The sequence below is a fragment of the Dictyoglomus turgidum DSM 6724 genome (assembly GCF_000021645.1).
Classification (GTDB): Bacteria; Dictyoglomota; Dictyoglomia; order Dictyoglomales; family Dictyoglomaceae; genus Dictyoglomus; species Dictyoglomus turgidum.
Genome location: NC_011661.1, coordinates 1,235,848 through 1,248,241, shown reverse-complemented (window position 1 = coordinate 1,248,241; position 12,394 = coordinate 1,235,848). Strand labels below are relative to the sequence as shown.

Genomic DNA, 12,394 nt, shown 5'->3' with positions numbered 1-12,394 from the left:
CCGATTGAAGATATGTGGACAGATACGCACGTACATTTAAATGATGAGCGTATTTATCCCCAATGGAGAGAATACGTAGAGAGAGCAAAGAAAAATGGAGTTGTTTCATTCTTTGTAGTAGGATATGATTGGGAGTCTAGTTTGAGAGCTAATCACTTAAGTATTTTTGAAGGAATTTATTCGATTATCGGTGTTCATCCTCACGAATCATCAAGCCCATATGTAGATGAATTAGATTGGAAAAGTTTGGTGACCGAAAAAACTCTCGCTATAGGAGAAATAGGACTTGATTACTATAGGCTTCATTCTCCAAAGGAAAAACAAAAAGAAGTTTTTTCGAGGTTTATTCAATTTGCTAAGGAAGTTAATAGACCAATTGTAATTCACTGTAGAGATGCTTGGAAAGATCTTATTGACATAATGAAAGCTGAGAAGGTATGGGAAGTAGGGGGAATAATGCACAGCTATAGTGGAAGTTATGAAACTTTTAAGCTCGTTTCTGAATGGAATTTCTTATTTAGTTTTTCTGGTCCTATAACCTATCCTAACGCTAAAAATTTGAGAGAGGTTTTGAAAAAAATTCCCCTTGAATACATTGTTATAGAGACTGATGCTCCATATTTACCGCCTCAGTCTTGTAGAGGAAAAATGAATGAACCAGCTTATTTACCTGAAATTGCTGAAAAAATTTCTGAATTGAAAAATGTAAGCTTGGAAGATTTATCTATTAAGTTTAGAGAAAATTTAAAAAATTTATTTGGGAAAGAAATATGAGTGAAATTGTCTACTGTTTAGGGAGTAGCTTATACCTAAACATAACAAATAGATGTACTAATCGATGCGTATTTTGTATCAAAAATTTTACAGATCAGGTTGGAAACAAAAGGTTAGTACTTGATAGAGAACCGTCTTCAAAAGAGATAATAGGATCCCTCAATAAGATAGATTTGAGGACTTATAAAGAAGTTGTGTTTTGTGGGTTTGGAGAACCTCTTATTAGGGTAGAGGTTGTAAAAAGTGTGTCAAGGTTTATAAAAGATATGTTCCCTCATCTCCCTATAAGAATAGATACGAATGGACATGGTAATGTTTTTAATCAGAGAAATATTCTACCTGAAATTGCCCCTTACATAGATGCTATCTCCATAAGTCTAAATGCAGAAGATAAAGAGAAGTATGATAAAATATCCCGACCTGTTTTCAGTGATGCTTACAATGCAGTAATTGAATTCATTAAGCTTTCAAAGATATACATAAAAGATGTAGCAGCTTCGGTAGTTAACTTACCTACGGTTGACATTGAAAGGTGCGAAAAAATAGCTAAAGATTTGGGAGTGAAGTTTAAAGTAAGAGAATTTGTAAAATCATTGTAAGTATGTTACCTTCATATATTACTCTTTACAAATCTGGAGAACTCAAAAAAAGAGTAAACTTTCTAAAGGAAATACTAAAAAATTGTACTCTTTGTCCTAGAAAGTGTATGGTAAACAGAGAGAGGGGGGAACTTGGATATTGCAAAGCACCTTATAAACCGGTTATATCTAGTTATTTTCCTCATTTTGGTGAGGAAAAGATCTTGGTGGGTAAAAATGGTTCTGGAACCATATTTTTTACCTTTTGTAATTTAGGATGTGTTTTTTGTCAGAATTACACTATAAGTCATTTAGGAGTGGGAGAGGAAATGTCAACAGAAGACCTTGCTTACATAATGATATATCTCCAAAATCTTGGATGTCATAATATCAATTTAGTTACTCCCACCCATTTTATTTCTCAAATAATAGAAGCCTTATTAAAAGCTATTGAATTTGGTTTGAAAATTCCTATTGTGTACAATACAAGCGGTTATGAGAGCTTAGAGACGCTTAAATTACTTGATGGAATAGTTGATATTTACATGCCAGACATCAAGTTTTATTATCCTGAGACTGCTAAAAAATTTGCAAATGCAGAAGATTATCCTGAAGTAACTAAGAGTGCTTTGAAGGAAATGTATAGACAAGTTGGAAATTTAATTCTCAACGAAGAAAACATAGCCTTAAAGGGTTTAATTATAAGACATCTTTTAATGCCCAATCATATATCAGAGTTAAGGGAATGGTTGATTTTTATTAAAAAAGAATTATCTACTGAAGTTTTTATTAACATAATGGAGCAATATCGTCCTCTATATATGGCTTATAAATATCCTGAGATAAACAGAACTATAAATTATAAAGAATATCAAGAAGCTATTAGCATAGCTAAGAATCTGGGTTTTAAAAATTTGTATTTATATTAAAAAAAGATCCCAATACCCTCTTGCAAAGTTAGAGGGGGATGTGGTAGAATTTAAAGCGCCCGATGGAAAGGGGCGGCTGAACCTTAGACAAAGGGAGAGAGAAGGAAGAAGGAGAAAGAGGAAAGGGAAGCGGTCGAGAGAAAAGAGCGAGGATTAAACCTTCCGAGGAGGAAGGTTATAGTTATTATAACCGGATGGAGGGTTTGATCCTGGCTCAGGACGAACGCTGGCGGCGTGCCTAAGGCATGCAAGTCGAGCGGTAGCTCCTATTGGTTAAAGCCGATAGGAGTGAGAGCGGCGCACGGGTGAGTAACACGTAGGTAACCTACCCCAGAGAGGGGGATAACACCTCGAAAGGGGTGCTAAACCCCCATATACTTACCGAGCGAGATGCTCAGGTAAGGAAAGGGTATAGAGGGGTAACCCTCTATGCTGCTCTGGGATGGGCCTGCGGCCTATCAGCTAGTTGGTGGGGTAAAGGCCCACCAAGGCTAAGACGGGTAGCCGGCCTGAGAGGGTGGTCGGCCACACTGGGACTGAGACACGGCCCAGACTCCTACGGGAGGCAGCAGCCGGGAATCTTCCGCAATGGGGGAAACCCTGACGGAGCGACGCCGCGTGAGGGAAGAAGCCCTTCGGGGTGTAAACCTCTTTTCTCGGGGAAGAAGGCATGACGGTACCCGAGGAAAAAGCCCCGGCTAACTACGTGCCAGCAGCCGCGGTAAGACGTAGGGGGCGAGCGTTGTCCGGATTTACTGGGCGTAAAGGGCGTGTAGGCGGCTTAGCAAGTCAGATGTGGAAGCCCCGGGCTCAACTCGGGGAGGACATCTGATACTGCTAAGCTAGAGGGCAGGAGAGGAGAGCGGAACTTCCGGTGTAGCGGTGAAATGCGTAGATATCGGAAGGAACGCCGGTGGCGAAGGCGGCTCTCTGGACTGTCCCTGACGCTGAGGCGCGAAAGCTAGGGGAGCGAACGGGATTAGATACCCCGGTAGTCCTAGCCGTAAACGATGGGCACTAGGTGTGGGGAGTTAGACTCTCCGTGCTGCAGCTAACGCGATAAGTGCCCCGCCTGGGGAGTACGGCCGCAAGGCTAAAACTCAAAGGAATTGACGGGGGCCCGCACAAGCGGTGGAGCGCGTGGTTTAATTCGATGCTAAGCGAAGAACCTTACCAGGGCTTGACATGCAGGCTGTAAGCTCACCCGAAAGGGTGAGTGCCAAATAGGAGGTTTCTCCTATTTGGAGTCTGCACAGGTGGTGCATGGCTGTCGTCAGCTCGTGTCGTGAGATGTTGGGTTAAGTCCCGCAACGAGCGCAACCCCTGCCCTTAGTTGCCAGCGGGTAAAGCCGGGCACTCTAAGGGGACTGCCGGCGAAGAGCCGGAGGAAGGTGGGGATGACGTCAAGTCAGTATGCCCCTTATGCCCTGGGCTACACACGCGCTACAATGGGTGGTACAGAGGGGAGCGAAGCCGCGAGGCGGAGCGAATCCCTAAAGCCACCCCCAGTTCAGATCGCAGGCTGCAACTCGCCTGCGTGAAGGCGGAATCGCTAGTAACCGCAGATCAGCCACGCTGCGGTGAATACGTTCTCGGGCCTTGTACACACCGCCCGTCACACCACGAGAGTCCGCAACACCCGAAGTCAGGCGAAGAGCCTGCCGAAGGTGGGGCGGATGATTGGGGTGAAGTCGTAACAAGGTAGCCGTACCGGAAGGTGCGGCTGGATCACCTCCTTTCTTACGGAGAGAGATAGGAGCTTTCCTTTCTTCTCCCTTCTTCCTCTCCTCCCTGAATTTTAAGAGATGGGCTCTTAGCTCAGGTGGTTAGAGCGCACCCCTGATAAGGGTGAGGTCCCTGGTTCGAGTCCAGGAGGGCCCACCAATTAATTTTTGAAAGTAAAGGGTGGGGCTGTAGCTCAGTTGGGAGAGCACCTGCTTTGCACGCAGGGGGTCACCGGTTCAAGTCCGGTCAGCTCCACCATTTGCACCTTAGAAAATTAAAGATAAGGGGAAAGAGATCCAAGAGGGATGATACAGTAATCAGCCGGGCGTCAAAGTAGAAAGGGCGTACGGTGGATGCCTAGGCACCAAGGGCCGAAGAAGGACGCGGCAGGCGGCGAAACGCCCCGGGGAGCTGCGAGCAAGCTGTGATCCGGGGGTATCCGAATGGGGAAACCCACTCCGGGTAATGCCGGAGTATCCCTAAGGGGAAACTCTTAGGGAGGGGAACCAGGGGAACTGAAACATCTTAGTACCCTGAGGAAAAGAAAGAGAAATTCGATTCCCTGAGTAGTGGTGAGCGAAAGGGGAAGAGCCTAAACCTGTGTGGTGTAGAAGCTCGCGGGCGTTGCCACACAGGGGTAGAGGGATAAGGTCGGGGAAAGCCGCGACTTTCCCGTAGGCGATGTACACATAGCCGAATGGTCTGGGAAGGCCAGCCAGAGAGGGTGAGAGCCCCGTAGGCGAAATGTGTACTAAGCCTATGGACCTTACTCCCGAGTAGCGTGGGACACGGGGAATCCTGCGCGAATCTGGGCGGACCACCGCCTAAGGCTAAATACCCTTGGTGACCGATAGCGCATAGTACCGTGAGGGAAAGGTGAAAAGAACCCCGGAGAGGGGAGTGAAATAGAACCTGAAACCGTACGTCCACAAGGAGTAGGAGAGCGATGCTCAAAGGAGGTTAAACACCTTCTTTGAGCTGGCTCGACTGCGTGCCTGTTGAAGAATGAGCCGGCGAGTTGATGCGTGTGGCGAGGTTAAGGGAGTGGAGTCCCGGAGCCGAAGTGAAAGCGAGCCTGAATAGGGCGCTAAGTCACACGCATCAGACCCGAAACCAGGCGAGCTACCCATGGCCAGGATGAAGCGGGGTTAACCCCCCGTGGAGGTCCGAACCCGTTAGCAGTGAAAAGCTATGGGATGAGCTGTGGGTAGGAGTGAAAAGCTAATCGAGCCTGGAGATAGCTGGTTCTCCCCGAAATAGCTTTAGGGCTAGCCTCAGCCGAAGAAGCTCAGGGAGGTAGAGCACTGGTTGGGCGAGGGGCGGGGATCCGCTGCCGAGTCCAGTCAAACTCCGAATGCCCTGAGTGGATGGCTGGGAGTCGGACTGTGGGGGATAAGCTCCATAGTCGAGAGGGGAACAGCCCAGATCAACAGCTAAGGTCCCAAAGTCCGGGCTAAGTGGTAAAGGAGGTAGCTTGGCGAAGACAGTCAGGATGTTGGCTTAGAAGCAGCCATCATTCAAAGAGTGCGTAATAGCTCACTGATCGAGCCAAGCTGCGCCGAAAATACACGGGGCTAAAGCCCGGCACCGAAGCTTTGGGTTCTACCTATCTTCGGGTAGGTAGGGCGGTAGGGGAGCGTTCCGCTGTAGGGAGAAGGCGGACCGGAAGGACCGCTGGACGAGGCGGAAGTGAGAATGCCGGCATGAGTAGCGAAAAGGAGGGTGAGAATCCCTCCCACCGAAAGCCCGAGGTTTCCTGGGTAAAGCTCGTCTTCCCAGGGTTAGGCGGGAGCTAAGCCGAGGCCGAAAGGCGTAGGTGATGCACAGCCGGTTAATATTCCGGCCCCACCTACTGACCGTTATTACCGAAGGAGGGACGCAGGAGGGTAGGTGCGCCTGGTGGTGACATACCAGGTCCAAGCCCCAAGGGAGGGAGTGTAGGCAAATCCGCACTCCTGTTGAACTGAGGGGTGATGGGGAGTCCTCGAGAGAGGGCGAAGGCATCGAGCTCACACTGCCGAGAAAAGCTCCTAGGGAGGTCAGTGGGTGCCCGTACCGCAAACCGACACAGGTGGGCGAGGTGAAGATCCAAAGGTGCGCGGGATAACCCTCGTTAAGGAACTCGGCAAAATGGCCCCGTACGTTCGCAAGAAGGGGTGCCCGAGTAAGGTGAATAGCCTGAAAGGGCCGCAGTGAAGTGGCTCTGGGGACTGTTTACCAAAAACACAGGTCTCTGCTAAGGCGTAGAAGCCGATGTATAGGGGCTGAGGCCTGCCCGGTGCTGGAAGGTTAAGGGGAAGGGTTAGGGTGAAGAACCCGAAGCCCTGAACCGAAGCCCCAGTGAACGGCGGCCGTAACTATAACGGTCCTAAGGTAGCGAAATTCCTTGTCGGGTAAGTTCCGACCCGCATGAAAGGCATAACCACTGGAGCGCTGTCTCAACGAGGGGCCCGGTGAAATTAGAGTGTCCGTGAAGATACGGACTACCCGTGGCAGGACGGAAAGACCCCGTGAAGCTTTACTGTAGCCTGGCATTGAACTCTGGCACTGCATGTAGAGGATAGGTGGGAGGCAGAGAAGCGGGGGCGCCAGCCTCCGTGGAGCCGCCGGTGGAATACCACCCTTGTGGTGTTGGGGTTCTAACCCCAAAAGAAGAGCCTTTTGGGGGACAGTGCTTGGTGGGCAGTTTGACTGGGGCGGTCGCCTCCTAAAGGGTAACGGAGGCGCCCAAAGGTAGGCTTGGCACGGTTAGAAATCGTGCCTGAAGTGTAAGGGCGTTAAGCCTGCCTGACTGTGAGGCCGACGGGCCGAGCAGAGACGAAAGTCGGGCCTAGTGATCCGGTGGTCCCGAGTGGAAGGGCCATCGCTCAACGGATAAAAGTTACTCCGGGGATAACAGGCTGATCTCGCCCGAGAGTCCACATCGACGGCGAGGTTTGGCACCTCGATGTCGGCTCACCGCATCCTGGGGCTGGAGAAGGTCCCAAGGGTTGGGCTGTTCGCCCATTAAAGCGGTACGTGAGCTGGGTTCAGAACGTCGTGAGACAGTTCGGTCCCTATCCGCCACGGGCGAAGGAAACTTGAGGGGAACTGCTCCTAGTACGAGAGGACCGGAGCAGGCGGACCTCTGGTGTACCAGTTGTGCCGTCAGGTGCAGGAGCTGGGTAGCCAAGTCCGTACGGGATAAGCGCTGAAAGCATCTAAGCGCGAAGCCCACCCCAAGATAAGGTTTCCCACGGGGGAAGCCCGGTAAGGCACCTCCGAGAAGAGGAGGTAGATAGGCCGGAGGTGGAAGCGCAGCAATGCGTGGAGCCGACCGGTACTAATATGCCGAGGCTTTGACGCCTGGCTGGTTACTGTATGATTCTTCTTGGGAGTTATGGAAGAAGGAGAGGGAGGAAGGCTACTGGTGATTAGAGCGGAGGGGAAACGCCCGTTCCCATTCCGAACACGGAAGCTAAGCCCTCCAGCGCCGATGGTACTACCCTGGCGACGGGGTGGGAGAGTAGGTCATCGCCAGAGAGCCTTCCTCCCTTTTTTTTGTTTTATTTGGGAATTTTTTTAAAAAGTTTTTATCAGAAATTATGTTAGGAATCTTGACAAAAATAAAATTGTGGTATATGATTTTAATCAAGAATAGTTTGTTAACGAAACTTCCAGGCGAGGGTCCCCTTCCCCCCTCACCCATCACCCCCTACCTCGCCTGGAAGTTTTATTCTATAAGGAGGTGAAAATTAAATATGAGAAAATCTTTAATCCTTAAATTCCTGATCCTATTTATCTTTATGGTATTCTTTCTAACAACATCGATATACCCTAAACAGACACAGATCTCAGAAAATTCACCAGCACTGGACTTTACTTTGCCTGACATTAAAGGTAAGCAATATTCTCTCTCTTCTTTTAAGGGAAACGTAATATTATTAAATTTTTGGGCTACTTGGTGCCCTCCTTGTAGATATGAGGTACCTATGTTAGATAAAATACAGAAAGAGTACAAGGATAAAAAATTTAAAATAGTTGCAGTTAGCCTTGATAGTGATATAAATGCTCTTAGGGATTATTTAAAGAATGTCAATGTGAGTTTTCTTGTTCTTTCTGACAAAAAGGGAAGTGTAGGATATGCTTATAACATATTAGCTATTCCTACATCTTTTTTAATTGATAAAAAGTTCGTAGTGAGAAAGATATATCTAGGTATATTACCAGAAAAAGAATTTAAAAAGGATTTGGAAAAATGGTTAAAAGACTAACTCTGAGAATTTTAATTATAATTTTAGTAGGCATATTTATTTATATCGGACTCTTAAGAAGTGAAGTTATAGAAGTCTTCAGGAATAGTACTCTCTTATGCTTATCCTGTATAGGGATTCAATAGAAATTACTTTATCTCAATAACTTTATTTTCCGTTATTATTATATCTACTTTTTGATCATGATCTTCATGAGGTAATTCTTCTAAAAGGAGATCATCAAAGATGAGGCCTATTTTTATTCCTTTTTTTGTTCTACTCAGAAATTTATCATAATATCCTTTCCCATATCCTAATCTGTATCCTTTCTTGTCAAAAGCTATTCCAGGTACGATTATTAGATCAAAGACATCTATCTCTGTAGGAATTTCAGGTTGTAATATTCCAAATGTTCCCTTTTTCAAGTCATTAAAAGAAAATATCTCCCCAAATTTTAGTTCTTCTTTGTAAATTATAGGACAGAAGATTCTCTTTCTTTCAATTAGTCCATGATAGATTATAAACTTTGTATCTACCTCTTCTTCTAAGGACACATAGGTATTTATAATTTTTGCCTCTTTCCATATAAGAAGTCTTTCCAAATTGTGGAATATTTGATGGGATCTTTCTTCTTTATTCTCTATTTTTTTCCTTTTTTCTCTTAGCTCTATTCTTAACATTTTCTTGTCCAAGTTCATCTTTTAAACTCCTTTTATTTTTTATGTTTTTCTATTATAATACATATAAGCCTGTAGACCTAAGGGTCGCAGGACTCAAATTTAAGGAGTTAAAGATTTTTAATAATCAAAACGGCATCCCCTTTGGGGAGCTGGAAGGGAGGTATAAAAATGAAATCCAAGAAAATTGCACTTTCCGCAATCTTCCTTGCCTTAACTCTAATCATGGGACTTACTCGTATAGGATACATAACTGTTCCAACACCTGCTGGAGCTGCGACTCTCATGCACATTCCTGTTATTCTTTCGGGTGTTCTTTTAGGTCCATGGATAGGGGCATTAGCAGGCTTAATGTTTGGATTTTCTGCTGTTTTATACTTCTCTTATATTGCTCCTTTTTGGGTACTTCTCCCTGCAAGACCCTTTATAGGAATAATAGCTGGTTTAGTTTACAGTTTTTTTATGAGATATACCAATTCTCAAAAAAGAATTAAAAATTATGCTCTAATAATTATTAGCATAGTAGTATTTTCATTTTTATATCTTTCGGGAATTTTTATACTCAATGAGTGGTTCTCAAGTTCGCTTGTTTTATATCCCATAGAGTATAGTTTCTTAATAGCGCTCATTGCTTTTTTGGTTTCGATTTTAATAACGTTTCTTATAAAAGAAAAAGAAACAAAAATTGTAGGACTTGGTGTGGCTTCTTTTTTAGGAAGTATCACTAACACCATTGGTACCTTAGGACTTGCAGCTATAGCTAAAATTTTTCCTATTCAAGTTATTATTACCATAGGAATTGTTCAAGGAATCCCTGAAGCTATTTTAGCTACTATAATATGTCCTCCCATTGTTTTAGCTATAGAAAGATTCCTTAAAGGGAGTGATTAGGCTTGATTTTGACCATTGACATTGGTAATTCAAATATTGATTTAGCTTACTTTAATGGAAATAAAATAGTATCCCACTATGAATTTGAGACCAAAAAGTTCTCTACAAGTTATGAGTATGCTTTAATAATTGAGTGGACCCTAAAAAGAGAAAAATTGCAAGAAAAGGATATTTTAGGGGTTGCTCTTTCCTCGGTGGTGCCTTCCTTAACTTCTGCCTTTATTGATGCTATAAAGTATCTTTTTGGAAAGCCTCCTTTTGTAGTAGAACCAGGAATAAAAACTGGAATATCTATTGAGACAGAAAATCCCAAAGAGGTAGGAGCAGATTTAATTTGTAATGTAGTTGCTATAACTGAAGAATATGGGCACTGTGGTATAGCAGTGGATTTTGGAACAGCCACTACTTTCTCTGTAGTAGAAAAGAAAAAATTTCTGGGGGCTGCTATAGCCCCCGGTGTAGGTACTTCAGCTTTCGCTCTTTTTGAGAAAACCGCTAAACTTCCCCAGGTGGATATAAAAGCCCCTGAAAGTTCTCTGGGGAAAAATACCATATCAGCTATTCAAGCAGGTATTGTCTATGGTTTTGCTGGATTAGTAGATGGTATTCTTGAAAGACAAATTAAAGAATTGAAATATAAACCAGTTCTTGTGAGTACGGGAGGATGGGCAAAGAGGATTGTTCCATATACCAAATATTTAAAAGAAAAAGATATAGATCCATATCTTACTCTAAAAGGATTGTATTACCTCTACTTAAAAAATCTGTGATATAATCTAACTAAAGTTTAATTTAATAAAACTTTAAAATAGAGGTGGGGAAATGAGTAAAAAATTTATAACTTTTGTATTAGTTTTTCTAATTTTTTTGTTTTCCTTGGCGTTCTCTCAAGATTCTCCTAAACCAAGGGTAGCCATAATCACATATATAAAAGGGAATGTGTATGTAAAAAAACTAACTTCAGAATTGTGGCTTCCTGCTAAGGTAAAGATGGAACTTACATCAGGAGATAAAGTATGGGTACAACAAAATTCTCAGGCTATTTTACAGTTTTCTGATAAATCTACATTGAAGCTTGGCTCGAATACCCAACTTGATATTTTAAATTTAGACTATGAGAAAGACACTAAAAAAGAGATTTCCATATTCAAATTGCTTATAGGAAAAATATGGGCAACAGTAGAAAGACTTTTGTCTCAGGGAGAAAGAATAGAAATTCAGACTCCTACAGCTGTGGCTGGGGTAAGAGGAACGGAATGGATTCAGGAAGTATCAGAAGATGGAACAACAAAAATTTGGACTTTAAGAGGAATAGTCTTCCTTACTGCAAAAGATAAAACTATAGAAGTAAAAGAAGGATTTCAAAGCGTGGTAAAACCTGATGAACCGCCTTCGGAGCCTTCTGAGATAAAAGAGATAGAAAGGTTTGATGAGGAAGGGAAGAAAGAAGAGAAGAAGGAAGAGAAGAAAGAAACTACTCCTGAATCAGAAAAAGTACAAAGAGCTTCAATTCTTAGTAATAGTTTAGATTATGGGCTCTATAAAAGAGATACTTTAGTCTTGACAAAATTATCTTTAACTCCTGAACTTTCCTTTGGAGCGTTAAAGTTAGGGTTAGATCTTTCTCTTTATACTAATGGGGAAGATATAAGTTATATTCAAGCAAAAGTTAAATATGGAGAATTAAATCTTCCATGGTTAGGTTTTAGATATGGAACGATTGATAGTTTTAATTTGGGTTATGGACTAATTGCTGATAGGTACTCCACCTATGAAATGGATGGCATAGTTTTAAGATTAGAAGATCCTAAGAAAGGTGGTGTTTTAACTCTATTTCCCTCTCCCTTTAATAGAGGCGAAAATATCACCTCTACTTATGCTTTAAGACTATTCTACAGACCGCTAAGCAGATTAGAAATTGGCTTAAATGGTATGTTTGATTTGGACAGTGATTTATCTAAAAGACAAGGTATTGTTGGGATAGATGCTGGATATTATTTTACAAAAAATCTAATAGGTTACTTAACTTTTGCACAGAGGGTTATTCACGATGGTATTTCTTTAGAGGATAAGAGAGTACTTTCTGAGAATGGTTTTGCCTTAGGTTTACAAATGTCTGTTCCTACCCTTAATTCGATATTATATGTTCAAGGATTAAGCTACTCTGATAACTTTACTCCTGGCTATTTTGATGCATACTATGAGAGAAATAAAATCCTCGGACTACTGCCTACCATAACAGATTCTATAAAAAGAATAAATGGTTTAATTTTAGGTTTTGATTCAAATATACTACATATAATTTCCTTAAGCATGAGATACGAATCCTATGATTATAAAATGCCTAACTTGTATGGTAACTTAAATCTTAGCTTAGGTGAAAGATTAAGAGCAAGTCTCTCCTATGAACAGGATAATATTTCTTCACCTTTTCAATTTATAAACAACAATACTATATTTGTATTAAATATGATATATCCTATTGCCCAGAATGTAGATGCTATTTTAACTGTTAAAAGAATCTATGACTCAGATGGAAATCCTAAGGATATATACTACTTGACTACAAAAATAAGACTATGATAGAG

The 12,394-nt window shown here is 43.0% G+C and carries 8 protein-coding genes, 2 tRNA genes and 3 rRNA genes; 12 read left to right on the top strand and 1 reads right to left on the bottom strand.

Features of this window, described 5'->3' with window-relative positions:
* Positions 1-12 precede the first annotated feature (12 nt).
* The 9 genes from DTUR_RS06325 (at position 13) to DTUR_RS06285 (ending at position 8,259) form a co-directional block, all read left to right on the top strand.
* On the top strand, positions 13-774 hold the full coding sequence (locus tag DTUR_RS06325; protein WP_012583587.1) for a TatD family hydrolase: 762 nt from the start codon (positions 13-15) through the stop codon (positions 772-774).
* Positions 771-1,373 carry a TatD family nuclease-associated radical SAM protein gene (locus DTUR_RS06320; RefSeq protein ID WP_012583586.1) on the top strand — a complete coding sequence of 201 codons (603 nt, stop codon included), beginning with the start codon at positions 771-773 and terminating at the stop codon, positions 1,371-1,373. The genes DTUR_RS06325 and DTUR_RS06320 overlap by 4 nt, the downstream gene beginning before the upstream one ends.
* Positions 1,374-1,579: 206 nt before the next feature.
* Positions 1,580-2,281 carry a radical SAM protein gene (locus tag DTUR_RS06315; RefSeq protein WP_242603770.1) on the top strand — a complete coding sequence of 234 codons (702 nt, stop codon included), beginning with the start codon at positions 1,580-1,582 and terminating at the stop codon, positions 2,279-2,281.
* A gap of 191 nt (positions 2,282-2,472) precedes the next feature.
* Positions 2,473-4,020, top strand: a 16S ribosomal RNA gene (locus DTUR_RS06310).
* Between the two features lie 68 nt (positions 4,021-4,088).
* Positions 4,089-4,165 (top strand) — tRNA-Ile (locus DTUR_RS06305).
* A gap of 23 nt (positions 4,166-4,188) precedes the next feature.
* Positions 4,189-4,264, top strand: a tRNA-Ala gene (locus tag DTUR_RS06300).
* Between the two features lie 68 nt (positions 4,265-4,332).
* Positions 4,333-7,352 (top strand): 23S ribosomal RNA (locus DTUR_RS06295).
* A 59-nt stretch (positions 7,353-7,411) separates the two neighbouring features.
* Positions 7,412-7,528: ribosomal RNA gene (gene rrf / locus DTUR_RS06290) — 5S ribosomal RNA — on the top strand.
* The 16S, 23S and 5S rRNA genes sit together here with 2 tRNA genes alongside, the layout of an rRNA operon.
* Positions 7,529-7,746: 218 nt before the next feature.
* Positions 7,747-8,259: a TlpA family protein disulfide reductase gene (locus DTUR_RS06285; RefSeq protein WP_012583584.1), complete on the top strand. Its 513-nt coding sequence runs from the start codon at positions 7,747-7,749 to the stop codon at positions 8,257-8,259.
* Positions 8,260-8,387: 128 nt separating this feature from the next.
* On the opposite strand, the gene DTUR_RS06280 is transcribed toward DTUR_RS06285, so the two are convergent.
* Entirely contained in the window at positions 8,388-8,936 is a 549-nt protein-coding gene (locus DTUR_RS06280; protein WP_012583583.1) for a 5-formyltetrahydrofolate cyclo-ligase, read from the bottom strand.
* A 150-nt stretch (positions 8,937-9,086) separates the two neighbouring features.
* Here DTUR_RS06280 and DTUR_RS06275 point away from each other — a divergent pair, with 150 nt between their 5' ends.
* Genes DTUR_RS06275 through DTUR_RS06265 form a run of 3 tightly spaced genes read left to right on the top strand, consistent with a single transcriptional unit; the run spans position 9,087 to position 12,389 of the window.
* Complete coding sequence (locus DTUR_RS06275; protein ID WP_012583582.1) at positions 9,087-9,806, top strand: ECF transporter S component; 720 nt, start codon at positions 9,087-9,089, stop codon at positions 9,804-9,806.
* Between the two features lie 2 nt (positions 9,807-9,808).
* Positions 9,809-10,576: a type III pantothenate kinase gene (locus DTUR_RS06270; RefSeq protein WP_012583581.1), complete on the top strand. Its 768-nt coding sequence runs from the start codon at positions 9,809-9,811 to the stop codon at positions 10,574-10,576.
* A 52-nt stretch (positions 10,577-10,628) separates the two neighbouring features.
* A complete protein-coding gene (locus DTUR_RS06265) occupies positions 10,629-12,389 on the top strand; it encodes a FecR family protein (RefSeq protein WP_012583580.1) in 1,761 nt (586 codons plus the stop codon).
* Positions 12,390-12,394 lie beyond the last annotated feature (5 nt).